At 67.6% G+C, this 16,684-nt stretch carries 13 protein-coding genes; 12 read left to right on the top strand and 1 reads right to left on the bottom strand.

Going from position 1 to position 16,684, the window contains the following annotated elements:
- Window positions 1-4 precede the first annotated feature (4 nt).
- Together ABD658_RS07625 and ABD658_RS07620 are read left to right on the top strand one after the other, a co-directional pair.
- On the top strand, window positions 5-1,318 hold the full coding sequence (locus ABD658_RS07625) for a TRAP transporter large permease (protein WP_344682438.1): 1,314 nt from the start codon (window positions 5-7) through the stop codon (window positions 1,316-1,318).
- 135 nt (window positions 1,319-1,453) lie between these two features.
- Entirely contained in the window at window positions 1,454-2,263 is an 810-nt protein-coding gene (locus ABD658_RS07620; protein ID WP_344682440.1) for a PaaX family transcriptional regulator, read from the top strand.
- 41 nt (window positions 2,264-2,304) lie between these two features.
- On the opposite strand, the gene ABD658_RS07615 is transcribed toward ABD658_RS07620, so the two are convergent.
- The gene (locus ABD658_RS07615; RefSeq protein WP_344744243.1) at window positions 2,305-2,700 is read right to left on the bottom strand and encodes a RidA family protein; all 396 of its coding nucleotides are present in this window, start codon (window positions 2,698-2,700) and stop codon (window positions 2,305-2,307) included.
- A gap of 177 nt (window positions 2,701-2,877) precedes the next feature.
- Between ABD658_RS07615 and ABD658_RS07610 the strand changes: the two genes are divergently transcribed.
- The 10 genes from ABD658_RS07610 (at window position 2,878) to ABD658_RS07565 (ending at window position 16,636) form a co-directional block, all read left to right on the top strand.
- On the top strand, window positions 2,878-3,714 hold the full coding sequence (locus ABD658_RS07610) for a fumarylacetoacetate hydrolase family protein (protein WP_344682444.1): 837 nt from the start codon (window positions 2,878-2,880) through the stop codon (window positions 3,712-3,714).
- Between the two features lie 55 nt (window positions 3,715-3,769).
- Complete coding sequence (locus ABD658_RS07605; protein WP_344682446.1) at window positions 3,770-4,231, top strand: cupin domain-containing protein; 462 nt, start codon at window positions 3,770-3,772, stop codon at window positions 4,229-4,231.
- A complete protein-coding gene (locus tag ABD658_RS07600; protein WP_344682448.1) occupies window positions 4,228-5,214 on the top strand; it encodes an acyl-CoA thioesterase in 987 nt (328 codons plus the stop codon). Before ABD658_RS07605 ends, ABD658_RS07600 begins: the two co-directional genes overlap by 4 nt.
- A gap of 29 nt (window positions 5,215-5,243) precedes the next feature.
- Window positions 5,244-6,899 (top strand): AMP-binding protein, encoded by a 1,656-nt coding sequence (locus ABD658_RS07595; RefSeq protein WP_344744241.1) that lies wholly within the window; start codon window positions 5,244-5,246, stop codon window positions 6,897-6,899.
- A gap of 56 nt (window positions 6,900-6,955) precedes the next feature.
- Window positions 6,956-9,367, top strand: a complete 2,412-nt coding sequence (locus tag ABD658_RS07590) for a bifunctional salicylyl-CoA 5-hydroxylase/oxidoreductase (RefSeq protein ID WP_344682452.1) — start codon at window positions 6,956-6,958, stop codon at window positions 9,365-9,367.
- Window positions 9,364-11,043: a thiamine pyrophosphate-binding protein gene (locus tag ABD658_RS07585; protein WP_344682454.1), complete on the top strand. Its 1,680-nt coding sequence runs from the start codon at window positions 9,364-9,366 to the stop codon at window positions 11,041-11,043. Before ABD658_RS07590 ends, ABD658_RS07585 begins: the two co-directional genes overlap by 4 nt.
- A gap of 111 nt (window positions 11,044-11,154) precedes the next feature.
- Window positions 11,155-12,543, top strand: a complete 1,389-nt coding sequence (locus ABD658_RS07580) for an MFS transporter (RefSeq protein WP_344682456.1) — start codon at window positions 11,155-11,157, stop codon at window positions 12,541-12,543.
- Between the two features lie 65 nt (window positions 12,544-12,608).
- Window positions 12,609-13,382, top strand: coding sequence for a cyclase family protein (locus ABD658_RS07575; protein ID WP_344682458.1), 774 nt, complete (start codon window positions 12,609-12,611; stop codon window positions 13,380-13,382).
- Window positions 13,383-13,672: 290 nt separating this feature from the next.
- Window positions 13,673-15,235 carry an AbgT family transporter gene (locus ABD658_RS07570; RefSeq protein ID WP_344682460.1) on the top strand — a complete coding sequence of 521 codons (1,563 nt, stop codon included), beginning with the start codon at window positions 13,673-13,675 and terminating at the stop codon, window positions 15,233-15,235.
- 81 nt (window positions 15,236-15,316) lie between these two features.
- A complete protein-coding gene (locus ABD658_RS07565; RefSeq protein WP_344682462.1) occupies window positions 15,317-16,636 on the top strand; it encodes a M20 family metallopeptidase in 1,320 nt (439 codons plus the stop codon).
- Window positions 16,637-16,684 lie beyond the last annotated feature (48 nt).

Raw genomic sequence — 16,684 nt, 5'->3', positions numbered from 1 at the left:
GATCATGGAGTGGTACACATTTCTCCTGCTGTTCTTCGCTGCGCTCATCGTCGTCCTGCTGGCCCGGGTGCCGGTGTCCTTCGCCATGCTGGGGGTGGGCATCGCCGCGTGTCTCGTCGTCTTCGGGTCGGTGGCACAGACCGGTGACCTGGTGGGACTGAGCATCATCAGCAGCGTCAACAGCTTCACCTTCTCAGCCATCCCGCTGTTCATCCTGATGGGTGAGATGCTGTTCAGATCTCGCATCGCCCAGGACGCCCTGGTCGAGATCGCGCACATCCTCCGGAAGGTGCCGGGCCGCATGCCCATGGTCGCCGTGGCGGGCGGCGGGGCGTTCGGCGTCCTCTCCGGCTCGGCGCTGGCCAACACCGCGCTCTTCGGACGCACCCTCCTTCCACGAATGCGGCAGGAAGGCTACGACCCCCAGTTGGCCGCAGGAGCCATCCTGGCTTCGGGAGGCCTCGCCATGATCCTCCCACCCAGTGCCATCGCCATCCTCTGGGGCGGCATCGCCCAGGTGCCTATCGGGCCTCTGTTGATCGCCGGCATCGTTCCAGTTGCGCTCATGGCCGCAGGCTATGCATGCATCGTCATCGTCTGGAGCCTGCGCCGCACCACCGCTCCGCACGGGGCCGCCGAGGTCAGGGGCGCGATGGGGGGGGGGGGGACCGCCGTACGGTTGGCGATGCCGGGCGCGCTCGTGGCGATGGTCCTCGGGCTCATCCTCTTCGGCGTCGCGACTCCGACGGAGTCAGCGGCACTCGGCGCAGTCCTGGCCGGTGCGCTCAGCGTGTCCCGAGGACGCCTGACCGCCAAGGACATCCTCAGCGCTGCCCGGAGCACGGTCATGACCAGCGCGGCGATCTTCTTCCTCGTGATGGCCTCCTCCGTCTACGGCCAGCTGATGAATTATGTGGGGGTGACCGGCCGCTTGGTCGAGTGGACGGCTGCGACGATCAATCACGGTGCCGTGATGCTCGCTGCGGTGCTGCTGATCATCATCCTGCTGGGCGCGATGATCGATCAGGCCTCCATCATGCTCGTGACGGCCCCGCTGCTCATGCCCATCGCCGCCGGGTACGGCTGGGACCCGATCTGGTTCAGCATCCTGGTGCTCATCTCCCTCCAGATCGGCAACACCTCACCGCCGTTCGGCATGGGCCTGTTCATCCTGAAAGGGGTCGCCCCGGAGTACACACTCCCCCAGCTGTACCGTGCAACCCTGCCCTGGATCGGCTCCGACCTCCTGGTCATCGTGCTGGTGGCGCTGTTTCCCGCAGTGGCGACCTACCTCCCCGCCCTCGCCGGGCTCACTTGATGCGCTCGCCCATGGATCGGCCTGACCTGCACCGACGCCCCAGGACGCCTGCTGTCATGCACAGGCGTCGCAACGGCCGCCTGGTACTCTCGAACTCGCCGTGCCCAGGTCCCGAAGAGAGTTCCGATCACCGTCATGCCGCGCCCTCCCCTTCCGTCACACCGCGACCTTCTGCTCACGGTGTTCGGGCTCTACGGACGCGGCACGGACGGGTGGATTCCGGTGGCGCACCTGGTCCAGCTGCTGGCGGACACCGGCGTAGAGCCCTCCGGCGTCCGTGCGTCGATCTCGCGACTGCTGAAGAAGGGCACGCTGATCAACCGGCGGCAGGGCCAGCACAGCGAGTATCGCCTCTCCCCCGAGCTGCACGACGCGTTCTCCGCCGGCGATCAGCGGATCTTCGCGCCGCGTCACGCGAGTATGGACGATCCGTGGCTGCTCGCGGCCTTCACGTTGTCCGAGACCCAGCGCGGCCTCCGCCACCGGATCCGCTCCGGGCTGACCAAGTTGGGCTTCGGAACTGTGGCGCCAGGCCTCTGGATCGCGCCAGTGCACCTCAAGGAAGAGGCCGAGGACTACTTCTCCCGGCACGCCCTCGACGAACACGTCATCTTCTTCCGAGCCGAACTGACGGGGGACCGTCGCCCTCGGCCCGAGTGGTGGAACTTGGAGCTGCTCGAACAGCAGTACGAACGCTTCGTGGCGAACCACTCCGCGCTCCTCGACGATGTCCGGAGCAGGGTCCTCTCTCCCAACGAGGCATTCGCACTGTACATCCCGACCCTCACCCACTGGCGCGGACTGCCGTATCTGGATCCCGGTCTGCCCCCGGAGATCCTGCCGGAGCGCTGGCATGGCCAGGACGCCCGACGCCTCTTCACCGACCTGCACGAGGCCCTGGCCGAGCCGTCCTCACGCCACGCCCACGCCGTCCTCGGGCACTGACTCAGGCGGGGCGCTGACGGGGACGACCGGGCCATCGACCCTCAGCGGCTCTGGATCACCGCCACGCCCTGGATCTCCACCACAGCCTCTTTCTGCCACAGCTGAGAGACGCCGATGCCGGCCATGGCGGGGTACCGCTTGCCGACCATCTCCTGCCAGACTGCTCCGATCTCCCGGCCGTGCGCCATGTAGTCATCGACATCCGTGAGATAGATCGTCAGGGTCACCAGGTCTTCGGGCCGTCCCCCAGCCTCGCGCAGGGTCTCCAGCACGTTGCTCAACGCCTGGCGGAACTGGTCGACGACGCCGCCGTCGACGATCACGCCGTCCTTGGTCAGCGCGGTCTGCCCTCCCAGGTAGACGGTGTCGCCCGCCTTGACTCCATGGGAGAAGCCCTTGGCAGGGGCGAGGCGGTCAGGGGCGATGATCTCGTTGATGAACACGGTGTCCTCCAGCGGCTCGGATGAGTGCAGATTCTCCTGGCTGACCTATGGCGCAGCCCACATCTGCTGTGCTAGCTTCGATCTTACACATTCCTGACGGTCGTTACGAGAACAATATGCATGGAGCGTTCTGCGGACCACGGCCGATCCCCCAGGCACGAGAGGAGCGGGATGAGACTCGCCACCGTTCGCCTTCACGGAGATCCCACCACCAGGCGCGTCGTCGCCGACCACGGCGCTGGCTGGACCCTGCTGGACACAGCACTGTCCTCCGTCTCCGAACTGCTCAGGCATCCTGACTGGCAGGGCCAGGCCTCCGGCCCGCGGGTGGACGAGCAGGACATCATCGCGTTCGAGAACCCTGTCCAGGACCCAGAGAAGGTCATCTGCTGCGGGCTCAACTACCGGAACCACATCCTCGAGATGGGACGCGAGCTGCCCGAGTTCCCCACACTCTTCGCCAAGTTCGCCGACACGCTGACCGGACCGACCTCGGCGATCAGCCCTCCGGCGGCCGCCGCGCTCGACTGGGAGGCGGAGCTCGCCGTCGTGATCGGCGCAGAGCTCTTCCAAGCCTCCTCGGAGCAGGCGAAAGACGGCATCGCCGGATACACCGTCAGCAACGACATCTCCATGCGTGACTGGCAACGCCGCACCCTGCAGTGGTTCCAGGGCAAGGCCCACGACGCGACCACGCCGGTAGGCCCGGTCGTGGTCACCGCGGACGCGATGGATCCCGCCCAGGGCCTGCGCATCACGTGTGCAGTCAACGGAGAGATCGTCCAAGACTCCACCACGGACCAGCTGGTCTTCGACTGTCCCGCGTTGGTGGCCTACGTCTCCCACTTCACGCGCCTCCGACCCGGCGACCTCATCCTCACCGGGACGCCGGGCGGGGTCGGGATGGGCATGGAACCGCCCCAGTTCCTCGCCGACGGCGACCTGGTGACCACAGCGGTCGAAGGCATCGGTGCCCTGGAGAACCTCATCGTCCATCAGCCCACCTGACGGAGGGCATCCCGACGAACCCTGTCACCATCCACCTCTCAGAAAGGACCCCGAGATGACCCACACAGCCCCCGAGGATCTCGTCACCCAGGCAGCGGCCGAGACCGTTCCGGTGGTCACCCGCTCCGGCGAGGAGGACACCAACACCACGCAGTCAGGCGACTGCATCCGAGTCTCCGGTGTGTCCGTCCAGCACACTCCCGCCACCAAGATCTGGTTCGGCCAGGTCTCCAACAAGCCCGGCTACCGTTCGGTGCCCCACCACCACGGGGAGGCCGAGACGGGAGGATACGTGCTCAGCGGGCACGGTCGGATCTACTTCGGCAAGGACTACCAGGAGTACGTGGACATGACCGCCGGAGACTGGGTCTTCGTCCCGCCCTACATGCCGCATGTGGAGGCCAACATGTCCGTGACCGAGGACCTGGTCTGGCTGACCACCCGCACTCCCGAGAACATCGTGGTCAACCTCGACGACGTGGCGGACGAGACACTGGAAGGCTTTCGGCGAGCATGAGCACCCGTGAGGCGATCCTGATCAACACCCCTGACAGCGCACGGATGCTCGCCGCTCTGGAGCTGAGCCCCGCGCCGGAGCCATCCGCCGGCCCCACCGTCTGGACGGCGCGGACGCAGTACGTGCCCTGGCCCAAGGCCTATGGCGGAGACCTCGTCGCCCAGGGCGTGCGGGCCATGCAGAGCTCCTTCGCGGAGATGGACCCTCAGCAGGCGCACAAGTCGCTCCACTCCATGCACAGCTACTTCATGCGCCCCGGCGACGTCGACGCCGAGATCACCTACGAGGTCGAGAACCTGCGTGACGGGCGCGGATATTCGACGCGCCAGGTGCGGGCCTACCAACACGGGAAGATCATCTACACAGGGCTCGGCTCGTTCTCTGTACCCCAGGACGGTCCCGAGTACTTCCCGGCACTCGAGGACTGCATCGCAGGAGCGATCCCGGCACCTGAAGACGTGCCCAGCGCCGCAGAAGCCTTGACGACGCAGGGGGTGCTCGGCTCCCCGGAGCCCGGGACCGCTCAGACCGCCGAGGTCTCTGACGCACTCCACCGAGCCGCCGACTACTGGGCCCACGGTCGCAGCTTCGACATCCGCCACGTACCCGGTCCCGTCTACGTCGCCGCCGATCCCTCCTGCACCCCGCGGCAGGCGCTCTGGCTGAAGACGTTCGAGAGTCTGCCCAGCGACGACCCCGCCGTCCACCAGGCCGCCCTGGCCTACGCCTGCGACTACACGATCCTCGAGCCCTCCTTGCGGGCCATCGGCGCCCATTGGACCGCCGAGGGGTTCGTCTCCGCCTCCCTCGACCACTCCATGTGGTTCCACCGGCCCGCCCGCGTGGACGACTGGCTGCTCTACCTCAGCGAGTCCCAGAACGTCTCCGGCCAACGCGGACTCTCAGGCGGCAGGTTCTACACCCGCGACGGGACCCTGGTGGCCTCCCTCGCCCAGGAGGGCATGATCCGCCTGCCCCGCTGACCCCTGCTGAAGACTCCGAAGGACACATGATGACACTCTCGCCCAGCGCCCATGAGGACACCTTCTGCCGCGACAGTCTCCCACCACGGGAGCTGTGGCCCGACGTCGAGTTCACCGTGCCCGAGGTCCAGTACCCCGAACGGATCAATGCCGCGAAGGTCCTGATCGACGACGCCGTGGCACAGTTCGGCCACGAGGCCGACGGCTCCCCCCGCATCGCTCTGCGGACGGCCGAGGGGGCGGTGGTCACCTATCCGGAGCTTCGACGTCGCGCGGACCAAGTGGCCCACGTGCTCACCCGAGAGCTCGGCGTCGTCCCAGGAAACCGGGTGATGCTTCGTGCCCCGAACAACCCCTGGCTGGTGGCCTGCTGGCTGGGTGTGTTGAAAGCAGGCGCCGTCGTCGTGACCACGATGCCGATCCTGCGGCATCACGAGGTCGCGACCTTGGTGAAGCTGACCAAGCCCACGGTGGCGCTCATCGACGACCGGTTCCTGGACGGCGTGGACCGGGAGAGCCTCGGTGTGCCCGTCGTGCCGGTCTCCAGCGGCGAAGCCGCACCCGCATCCCGCACTGATGCTTCGGAACTGACCGCCCGGGCGGCCAGGTACAGCGAGCCCTTCGCCGCGGTGGACACCGCCGCCGACGACGTCGCCCTGCTCGGCCCGACCTCCGGGTCCACCGGCACTCCGAAGATCACCATGCACTTCCACCGCGACATCCTCGCGATCGCGGACACCTTCTCCGGCTATCGCCTGCGCCCCACCCGCAACGACGTGTTCGCCGGGTCTCCCCCGCTGGCCTTCACCTTCGGACTGGGAGGGTTGGTGATCTTCCCGCTCCGGGTGGGCGCTTCCTCTCTGCTGACAGAGAAGAGCACTCCCCTGCAGCTGGCCGAACTCGTTGCTGAGCACGAGGTCAGTGTCCTGTTCACCGCACCGACCGCGTATCGCGCCATCATCAAGGAGGGTCGCGGCGAGCTGCTCCGCGGGCTCCGAGTGGGCGTCTCTGCCGGTGAGCACCTTCCCGCCACCACATGGCACGACGTCTACGAGGCCACCGGGGTGAAGCTGCTCAACGGCATCGGCGCCACCGAGCTCCTCCACGTCTTCATCTCTACGGAGCTCGGCACCGACTCCCCCGGCAAGACAGGAAAGCCGGTCCCTGGGTACCGTGCCCGGATCCTGGACGAGAACGGCCAGGAGGCGCCACGAGGAACATCCGGTCGACTCGCCGTCATCGGCCCCACCGGATGCCGCTACCTCGACGACGAGCGGCAGATGTCCTATGTCAGCAGCGGCTGGAACATCACCGGGGACACCTTCCATCAGGACGAGGACGGTGACTTCGTCTACCGGGCGCGCTCGGACTCGATGATCATCTCCTCGGGGTACAACATCGGAGCTCCCGAAGTCGAAGAGGCCATCTGCTCCCATCCCGCCGTCTGGGAGGCGGGGGTGATCGGTAAGCCCGACCCCGAGCGGGGCAGCATCGTGTGCGCCTTCGTCGTGCTTCGGAACGGATTCGATCCTGGCGCGGAGCTCGCCAGATCGATCCAGGACCACGTCAAGGCCACCATTGCGCCGTACAAATACCCGCGCGAGATCCGATTCGTGGATGAACTGCCCAAGAACCCCTCCGGCAAGACGCAGCACTACCGACTGCGCCGGTTGGCGCGGGCCTGACCATCGTTCGACGACCGTTCCTCTGAGGGACGTCCACCAAGGAGATCAGAAGCATCATGAAGATCGCAGTCATCGGAGGAGGGCCGGGAGGCCTGTACTTCTCCGCGTTGATGAAACAGCTCGACCCGGCGCACCGGGTGACCCTCTGGGAGCAGAACGCGGCCACCGACACCTTCGGCTTCGGCGTCGTCTTCTCCGACGAGACCCTCGGCGGCATCGCGACCGCCGACGCCGTGGTCGCCTCCGGCATGGAGCGGCGCTTCGCCCGCTGGACCGACATGGACGTGCACTTCCGCGGCGAGAAGCACACCGTCGGTGGCCAGGGCTTCGCGGCCATGGGCCGGCATGAACTCCTGACGCTGCTCCAGCGCCGCTGCGAGGACCTGGGCGTCGACGTCCGGTTCTCCACCAGAGCGCCCGACGTCGAGGAGCTGGCCGCCGAGTACGATCTCGTGCTGGCCGCCGACGGTGTGAACTCGCGTGTGCGCAGCCGCTATGCGGAGGACTTCAGGCCTTCGCTGGACCGGCGGCAGAACAAGTACATGTGGCTGGGCACCGACCAGGTCTTCGAGGCCTTCACCTTCCACATCAGAGAGACCGAATGGGGCCCCATGCAGATCCACGGGTACCCCTACTCGGCGGAACGCTCGACATTCATCGTGGAGATGCACGAGGACGTCTGGCGGCGCGCCGGCTTCGACGCCACGGAGGATGAGGTCTTCCCTCCCGGGGTCAACGACGAGTACGCCATCGACCGGATCCGGGAGATCTTCGCCGAGGAGCTGGGCGGCCACCAGGTGCTCGCCAACAACTCCAAATGGCTGAACTTCACCACAGTCCGAAACGAGACCTGGCACAAGGACAACATCGTCCTGGTCGGCGACGCGGCGCACACCGCACATTTCTCCATCGGCTCAGGCACCAAACTGGCCATGGAGGACTCGCTCGCGCTGGCGGCCTGTCTGCATGAGCACCCCACGGTGGAAGCCGCGCTGGCCGCCTACGAACAGGAGCGCCGGCCCGTGGTGGCGTCCACCCAGCGCGCGGCCCAGGCCTCGCTGGAGTGGTTCGAGAACATCGCACAGTACCTCGGACAGGACCCCCACCAGTTCACCTTCAATCTGCTCACCCGGTCGCGCCGCATCACGCAGGAGAACATGCGTGAGCGCGACCCCGAGTATGCCGAACGCATCGACAGGCGCTTCGCCGAGTGGACGGACAGCGAACAGGTCATCCCTGCGATGTTCCAGCCGGGCCGCATCGGCGAGCTGCCGCTGAAGAATCGGGTGATCGTCTCGGCGATGGACATGTACTCCGCCACCGATGGTGTCGCCGGCGACTTTCACCTGGTGCATCTGGGGTCAAAGGCCCTGGGAGGCGCCGGACTGGTGATGACGGAGATGGTCTGCGTCTCCCCCGAAGCGCGCATCACGCCCCGCTGCTCGGGGCTGTGGAACCAGGAGCATGTGGCCAGCTGGCGTGCGGTGACCGAGTTCGTGCACAGCTTCACCGATGCCAGAATCGGCGTGCAACTGGGCCACGCTGGTCGCAAGGGGTCCACGAAGGTGATGTGGGAGGGGATCGACGATCCGCTGGAGGAGGGCGGTTGGCCCGTGGTGGGCCCCTCGGCTGTGCCCTACGGGCCCGACTCGCAGATCCCGCGGGAGATGAGCCGCGAGGACATGCGGCACGTCACCGAGGACTTCGTCGCCGCCGCGGAACGTGCCGTCGAGGCCGGATTCGACCTGATGGAGCTGCACTGCGCCCACGGGTACCTGCTCTCCAGCTTCCTGTCCCCGCTGGCCAACCGTCGCACCGACGAGTACGGCGGTCCGCTGGAGAATCGGCTGCGCTTCCCGCTGGAGGTCTTCGACGCGGTGCGGAAGGTATGGCCGCAGGACAGGCCCATGATCGTGCGCATCTCGGCCACCGACTGGCATGAGGACGGCACCACGGAGGACGACGCCGTCCAGATCGCCCGGGCCTTCGTCGAGCACGGGGCCGCCGCTGTCGACGTCTCCACCGGTCAGGTCCTCAAGGAGGAGAAGCCGGTCTACGGGCGCAGCTACCAGACCCCCTTCGCCGACCGGATCCGCAATGAGGTCGCCGCCCCCTCCGGGGCCGCCGTCATCGCGGTGGGCGCCATCGCCTCCTACGACGACGTGAACTCCATCCTGTTGGCCGGGCGGGCGGACTTCTGCGCCCTGGGTCGACCCCACCTGTACAATCCGAACTGGTCGCTCAACGCCGCGGCTGAGCAGGGCGTCGACGGGATCCCCGGCGCGACCTGGCCGAAGCAGTTCCGTGCCGGGCGCCGCAAGCCGCCCAGCGCCAGGACCGACGCCGTGCGGCCTCGTCTCTCCCTCGTCCGGCAGGATGACGAGGGGGCCGCCACCCATCTGCGCTGGCGTCCCCACCCCAGCAACGGCGCCGTGGGCGCCCGGGAGAAGGAGGCCCTGACCACATGAGCTCGGCAGATGAGGCGCAGCTGACGGTCGCTGACGCGGTGGGCCGCACTCTGGCCGAACTCGGCGTACGGCGGGTCTTCGGCGTCGTCGGCAGCGGCAACTTCACCATGACGAACGCCCTGCGACGCCATGGTGCGGCGTGGACGGCGGCGCGGCACGAAGGCGGGGCGGCCACCATGGCCGACACCTATGCCCGGACCACCGGGACCGTTGCTGTGGTCACCACCCACCAGGGCTGCGGCCTGACGAACGCCGTCACCGGGATCACGGAGGCGGCCAAGTCCCGCACCCCGATGATCGTCCTGACCGCGGACACGGGAACCTCCGCGGTCCTGTCGAACTTCCGCATCGGGCAGGACGCCCTGGCGGAATCGGTGGGCGCCGTCGCCGAGCGTGTGCACAGCGCAGCCACCGCTGTCCAGGACACCGTCCGCGCTCTTCGCACCGCCGTGGTGGAACGCCGGACCGTGGTGCTCTCGGTGCCGACCGATCTGCAGGTCGCCCCTGTCCCTGCTGAGGCTCTCTCCCCTGCACCTGCCGCGCCTCTGGCCGCCCGGGTCCGGCCCTCCCAGGATGCCGTCACCGAGCTGGCCGACGCACTGGCCGCTGCCGAACGCCCGGTGATCATCGCCGGCCGGGGCGGTCGGCATGCCGGAGAAGAGCTGCGAGCGCTGGCGGAGGCCACCGGAGCCCTGACCGCCACCTCCGCGGCGGCCCACGGCCTGTTCCGGACGGACCCGTTCAGCCTGGGCATCTCCGGCGGCTTCTCCTCAGACTTCACCGCCGCGACCATCCGAGACTCCGACCTCATCGTCGCCTTCGGCTGCGCGTTGAACATGTGGACGATGCGCCACGGCGGACTGATCGGCGAGGATGCGCGGGTCGTCCAGGTCGATGTGGAGGCACAGGCGCTGGGGGCGCACCGACCGGTGTCCCTGGCCGTGCTCGGAGATGCCGCCGAAACGGCCGCCGCCGTCCGCGAGGAGCTCACCTCCCGCAGCGGTCATCCGGGCCGGGTGGGGCGACGGACTCCTGCCATGCGCGAGCGCATCGCGACCATGTCGCGGAAGAATCACGAGCCGTTCGAGGATCTCAGCGGTGACGGCACCATCGATCCCCGGGTGCTGAGCATCGCCCTCGACGAGGCCCTGCCGGCACAGCGCAGCGTGGTCATCGACTCGGGGAACTCGATGGGCTACCCGGCAGCGTACTTCCGGGTGCCCGACGAGGCCGGCTTCTGCATGACCCAGGCTTTCCAATCCATCGGGCTGGGCCTCTACGGCGCCGTCGGAGTCGCGCTGGCGGCCCCCGAACGGCTCACGGTGCTCGGCACCGGCGACGGCGGATTCCTGATGAGCATCTCGGAGCTGGAGACCGCCGTGCGGGAGGGCTTGGCCATGGTCGTGGTGGTCTACAACGACTCGGCCTACGGGGCGGAGGTCCACCACTTCGACGCCAGCGCTGAGGAGCTCGAGATCGTGGAGTTCCCGGAGACGGACATCGCCTCGATCGCCCGCGGCTTCGGCGCCGAGGCGATGACGGTGCGCAGCCGCGAGGATCTGACGACGGTCTGCGCCAGGATCGCCGAGGGCGTCGATTCCGTGCTCGTCATCGATGCGAAGGTCGCCTCCGACGGCGGGGCCTGGTGGCTCGCCGAAGCATTCCGAGGGCACTGACCGAGGGCACTGACCGAGGACACGGCACGAAAGAACTGCACAGGCACACCGGATGAAGGAACTGAACGAGAGCACTGGACCGGCCTGACCGACGACACCCAGGAGAACGTCATGTCCACAGCACGACCAGTTTGGAATGTCCCCGCCCGCGTCACGACCACCGTGCTGCTGGCCTGTTGGCTCACGATCCTGGCCGAAGGGTATGACATCGGCGTCCTGGGCGCGGTCCTGCCCTCGTTGGCGGACTACGCGCCCTGGGGCCTGACCCCGGTCCAGCTCGGGGCGTTGGGCTCCTACGGGCTGATCGGGATGCTTCTCGGAGCGATGTTCATCGGCCAGCTCAGCGACCTCTTCGGGCGCCGTCGGGTCCTGCTGGTCTCCTTCGTCATCTACAACGCCGCGGCGCTGGGCGCGGCGCTGGCGCCCACCGCGGAGGTCTTCGGGCTCTTCCGATTCATCGGGGGTCTCGGCATGGGCGGGCTGATCCCCATCGCGGCCGCCATGACCATTGAGTTCTCGCCGCCCTGGCGTCGCTCCATGAACTACGCCCTGATGTTCTCGGCGTATTCGTTCGGCATCGTCGTCGCCGCGCTGACCGCCTTGGTGACCTTCACTGCGGTGGACGATCCGGAGGCGTGGCGCTGGGTGGTCGGTCTGGGCGCCGTCCCGCTGCTGCTGTACCCGGTCATCTCCCGCATGATGCCGGAGTCTCTGGAGTTCCTCGTCAACAAGGGACGCGAGACGGATGCGCAGGCCCAGGCCACGCGCATGGGCATCACTCCCTTCGACGCCGAGGCGCTGCGCATCCCGGAGGCGGAGAAGGTCTCGGCCGTGCCGTGGCGCCAGGTGCTCGCCGTCATGTTCACGCGCCGCTTCATCCGTTCCACGATTCTGTTCTGGGTCGGACTCTTCATGGGTCTGCTGCTGGTCTACGGACTCAACACCTGGCTGCCCTCGATCATGCGGGATGCGGGATACGACCTCGGCAGCTCGTTGACCTTCCTCCTGGTCTTCAGCCTCACCGCCGGGTTCGGCGGCATCCTGGTGGGATGGCTGGCGGACCGCCACGGCCAGCAGAAGGTCCTGGTCCTCTTCTACGCGCTCGGCGGCGTCGGCGTGCTCCTGCTGATGATGGACTTCCCGTTCATCGTGAACATGGTGCTGGTCGGCGTGGCAGGGCTCGGCGCAATCGCCACCTCGGCAGTGCTCACCGGGTTCATCACGGACTACTATCCGCCCAACGCCCGCGCCACCGCTGCCGGCTGGGCCCTGAGCTTCGCCCGGCTCGGCGCCATCATGGGGCCGATGGTCGGGGGCTGGATCGCCGCCTCCGCTCTGGGCTTCGAGTGGAACTTCTACGTCTTCGCCCTCGTCGCCGGGCTGGCCGCGCTCTGCCTGGCGGGCATCCCGCGACGGCGCCCCACCAGTTCGGCGGTCGAGGAGAAAGCCGCCGTCCAGCCCGCCATCACGCCCGCCTCCCAGCCCACCCCGAGCCGCTGATCCCCGGAGATCCGAGCCCCAGAAGCCCGTACCGCTCTCCACCCCTTGAGAACCCAGGAGCACCCATGTCACTCGTCACCGCCCTCACCGCCGGACTGGCTCAGGGAGATCTTCGGGTCATCGACCTGACCAACACCCTCTCGGCCCAGACCCCGGCGCTGCGGCTCCCGGAGCCGTTTCCCAATCTGATCGACTTCAGTCTTGAGGAGGTCGCCGCCTACGACGACAAGGGGCCCTTCTGGAAGCACCACAACATCCACACCGGAGAACACATCGGCACCCACCTGGATGCTCCGGTGCACTGGGCCACCGGGCGCGACGGCAAGGACGTGTCCCAGATCGAGCCGGCTCGGCTGATCGGTCCTGCCGCGGTGCTCGACGTGTCCGCCGCGGTGGAGGACGACCCGGACTTCCTGTTGGAGATCGACCATGTCACCGCCTGGGAGGCTGAGCACGGGGCTCTGCCGACCAACGGCTGGCTGCTGCTGCGCACCGGCTGGGATCGGTACTCCGACGATCAGGAGGCCTTCGTCAACGCGGACGAGAAGGGCTCCCACACCCCTGGGGTCTCCGCAGAGTGCGCCCGGTGGCTGGCTGAGGAGACGCAGCTCTCAGGGTTCGGCGTGGAGACCGTGGGAATCGACCAGGGCAACGCCGCCCAGCTGGATCCCCCCTTTCCCGTGCACCACTACCTGCTGGGCCGGGACAAATACGGGATCACCTCGCTTCAGAACCTCGACAGGCTGCCGCCCACCGGGGCGCTGATCGTGGTCTCGCCTCTGCCGATCGTCGGAGGAACCGCGAGCCCCTGCCGGGTCTTCGCCCTGTTGGAGGGATGAACTCCGCACATCCCTGTGAGGCGACCGATGGCCGCCTCATCATGGCACGGCGCCACCGGGGGCGGCATGGCTCCCCCGGTGGCAGAGTCGTGCTCGCAGGTCTCATGGAGGATCACGTGCAGCGCAGGTCGGACCCACCTCTGCCCCTCCTGATGACCGGATTCTGTGAAGGTATGCGAGATCACAGCCGCCTCCTCCAAAGGCGCATACCTCTTCTCTGTCTTTGAGCTTCCGCGCTGAGTAGCATCGCTGATCAACCCGCACCGGGTTCAGAGAAGGGACGAGGAACCATGAGCTCACGCACGCGAACTGAGCAGCAGAGGACGAAGCGAGGAGGCCGTCTGCAACGGGCCGGCTTCCGCTTCCTGAACGGGGTGGAGAAGGTCGGCAATCTGCTGCCGCACCCCTTCATCCTGTTCGTCTTCCTGGCCTTCGTGGTCGTGGTGATCTCCGCCGTCGCGGCGTGGGCCGGCGCTGAGGTCACCAACCCGATGACGGACGAGACCACCCCCGTGAAGAGCCTGGCCACCGCCGAAGGTGTGGCCTTCATGCTGACCTCGATGCTGGACAACTTCTTGTCCTTCCCGCCCCTGGGACTGGTGGTGGTGCTCCTGCTGGGACTGGGGCTGGCCAATGAGTCGGGGTTCCTGAAGACGGCGCTGCGGGCCGCCATGGCGCGAGTCCGGCATCCGCGGCTGATCACGTTCATGGTCATCCTCATCGGCATCATCAGCAACATCGCCTCCGAGTCCGCCGCGATCGTGGTCCCGCCGCTGGCCGCCCTGCTCTTCCTCTCCGCCGGGCGCCACCCCATCGCGGGACTGGCCGCCGGCTTCGGCGCCGTCGGTGCGGGCTTCTCTGCGAACATCATCATCGCCGGCACCGATGTTCTGCTCTCCGGCATCAGCACCTCCGCGGCGGCCATCGTCGATGAGTCCGCTGTCGTGACGCCGGTGTCCAACTGGTACTTCATGAGTGCCTCCACCATCGTCCTCACCGTCATCGGCGTGCTGGTCACTGAGCGCATCGTCGAGCCCCGGCTCGGAGCCTACGACGGCGAGGCACCACCCGATGCGGACACCGCACCGGTGACGGACCTGGAGAAGAAGGGCCTGCGGAACGCGGGAATCGCCTTCCTGGTCTTCGTGGTGCTGGCCGCACTGCTCATCGTCCCCGAGGGCGGCATCCTCCGCGGCGAAGACGGGTCCGTCATCCCCTCCCCCTTCATGTCCTCCATCGTGCCGCTGCTGTTCCTCATGTTCGTCCTGGTCGGGACCGTCTACGGCAAGACGGTGGGGACGATCTCCAGCATCAATGACATCCCCCGGCTCATGGTCGCCTCAGCCAGAGACCTCGGCAACCTCTTGGTGCTGATCTTCGCCGTGGCGCAGGCCATCGCCTACTTCAGCTGGTCGAACCTCGGACTGTGGTTCGCGGTGCTGGGCGCCGAGGTGCTGACCGGGCTGAACATCGGCCCCATCGGCAGCCTCGTGATCGTCAGCCTCGTGAGCCTCCTGTTCGGCCTGGTCATCTCCAGCGGATCCGCCCAATGGTCACTCATGGCCCCCGTGGTGATCCCGATGCTGATGATCACCGGGGTGGATCCGGCCTACACGCAGCTCGCGTTCCGGATCGCCGACTCCTCAGTGAACATGCTGGTCCCGCTGAGCCCCATCCTGGCGATCGCCCTGGGCTACATCCAGCAGTACAACCGCAAGGCGGGCATCGGCACCGTCTTCGCCCTGATGATTCCCTACGCCGTCGCCTTCTACATCAGTTGGATCATCCTCTTCGTGATCTGGATCTCCCTGGGCATCCCCATCGGGCCGGGAGAGTCTCTGTCCATCGGCTAGCACCGAGCTGGCCCTGGCACCGACGCTGTCGACGGCGGCCCGTGTCCACCCATCACACACCCGACGAAAGGGACCCTCCCCATGACCTCGACGCACGACGAGACGAGCACCTGCCACTCGGGCACTTCGCTGGCACCCGGTGATGAGGCGTCACTCCGGGCGGGCCTGACCGCCATCGGCGACGACCTGCTGGGGATCAGCCACAGCATCCACGCACACCCTGAGATCCGGTTCCAGGAGCACCACGCCTTCGAACTCCTGACCCGGACACTCCGTGAGGAGGGCTTCGCCGTCCAGACCGACATCGGCGGTCTGGATACCTCATTCCGGGCCGAAGCCGTCTACGGCGATGGTGGCCCGACGCTGGCCTTCGTGTGCGAATACGACGCGCTGGAAGGCATCGGCCACGGGTGCGGCCACAACATCATCGCCGCCGCAGGACTCGGCGGCGCACTGCTGGTCAAGCGTCTGATCGAGCAGCTGCTCGAGCGGGGCGAGCATGGCGCGGCCGGACGGATCGTCGTCATCGGCACCCCTGGAGAGGAGGGCGGAGGCGGCAAAGCCTACATGGTGGAGGCCGGCTGCTTCGACGATCTGGATGCGGCCATCATGATCCACCCCGCCGGCGAAAATCTCTCCGGCATGAGCACCCTCGGACGGGTGGCGCTGACCTTCGAGTTCACCGGAACTCCGGCCCACGCCGCGGTGAACCCTGAGAGGGGAGTCAACGCGCTGGACGCCGCAGTGCTGACCTTGAACGCCGTCGGCCTGCTGCGCCAACAGCTCCCCTCCGACGTCCGGGTCCACGCGGTGATCGAGGACGGCGGCGACGTACCGAACATCATTCCCTCCCGCTCCTTCATTCGGGCGTTCGTCCGGGCCCCCAGGACCGATGTGCTCCTCAACGACGTGGTGCCGCGGGTGATCAACTGTGCCCGGGGTGCCGCCCTGGCCACCGGCACCGAGGTGGACCTCCAGCTGCCGACGCCGCCCTACGCCGCTCTGCGACCCAACCCGGTCCTCCAGGATCTCGTGGAGAGCGCCTTCGCACGCCTGGGCAGGACCACGGTGCCCCCGCTGCAGGAGGCGTTCCCGGGCTCCACAGACATGGGCAACGTCAGTCAGATCGTCCCGGTCATCCACCCCAATGTGGAGCTGCAGACGGGCCTGAACATGCACAGCCAGCAGGCCACGGACCTTGCGGGCGGCCCCCGTGGAGACGAGGCCGTGCTGGACGGCGCGCTGCTGCTGGCCATGACTGCGACCCAGCTGCTGCGTTCCCCCGCGTTGCTGGACGACGTACGATCGGCCTTCGTACCCGGCGTCCGCACTCCCGCCACGGTCGACAGCGTCGAGGACCTACGGAGGATCTTCGCCCAGCAGGAGTCCGCAGGCAACTGACGTCAACCGGGTGCAGGACCCGCTAGGCACTGCGGGGTTCCGCGTCGC

The organism is Nesterenkonia aethiopica (assembly GCF_039534665.1).
Taxonomy (GTDB): domain Bacteria; phylum Actinomycetota; class Actinomycetes; order Actinomycetales; family Micrococcaceae; genus Nesterenkonia; species Nesterenkonia aethiopica.
Note: the sequence above shows the minus strand (reverse complement) of the source record. Positions and strands in the feature narration are given on the sequence as shown.

Bases quoted from the DNA above. Each gene is read 5' to 3' on its own strand.
- ABD658_RS07595 (WP_344744241.1), top strand. From the start codon at position 5,244: ATGACACTCTCGCCCAGCGCCCATGAGGACACCTTCTGCCGCGACAGT.
- ABD658_RS07570 (WP_344682460.1), top strand. From the start codon at position 13,673: ATGAGCTCACGCACGCGAACTGAGCAGCAGAGGACGAAGCGAGGAGGC.
- ABD658_RS07580 (WP_344682456.1), top strand. From the start codon at position 11,155: ATGTCCACAGCACGACCAGTTTGGAATGTCCCCGCCCGCGTCACGACC.
- ABD658_RS07590 (WP_344682452.1), top strand. From the start codon at position 6,956: ATGAAGATCGCAGTCATCGGAGGAGGGCCGGGAGGCCTGTACTTCTCC.
- ABD658_RS07565 (WP_344682462.1), top strand. From the start codon at position 15,317: ATGACCTCGACGCACGACGAGACGAGCACCTGCCACTCGGGCACTTCG.
- ABD658_RS07610 (WP_344682444.1), top strand. From the start codon at position 2,878: ATGAGACTCGCCACCGTTCGCCTTCACGGAGATCCCACCACCAGGCGC.
- ABD658_RS07575 (WP_344682458.1), top strand. From the start codon at position 12,609: ATGTCACTCGTCACCGCCCTCACCGCCGGACTGGCTCAGGGAGATCTT.
- ABD658_RS07605 (WP_344682446.1), top strand. From the start codon at position 3,770: ATGACCCACACAGCCCCCGAGGATCTCGTCACCCAGGCAGCGGCCGAG.
- ABD658_RS07620 (WP_344682440.1), top strand. From the start codon at position 1,454: ATGCCGCGCCCTCCCCTTCCGTCACACCGCGACCTTCTGCTCACGGTG.
- ABD658_RS07585 (WP_344682454.1), top strand. From the start codon at position 9,364: ATGAGCTCGGCAGATGAGGCGCAGCTGACGGTCGCTGACGCGGTGGGC.
- ABD658_RS07600 (WP_344682448.1), top strand. From the start codon at position 4,228: ATGAGCACCCGTGAGGCGATCCTGATCAACACCCCTGACAGCGCACGG.
- ABD658_RS07625 (WP_344682438.1), top strand. From the start codon at position 5: ATGGAGTGGTACACATTTCTCCTGCTGTTCTTCGCTGCGCTCATCGTC.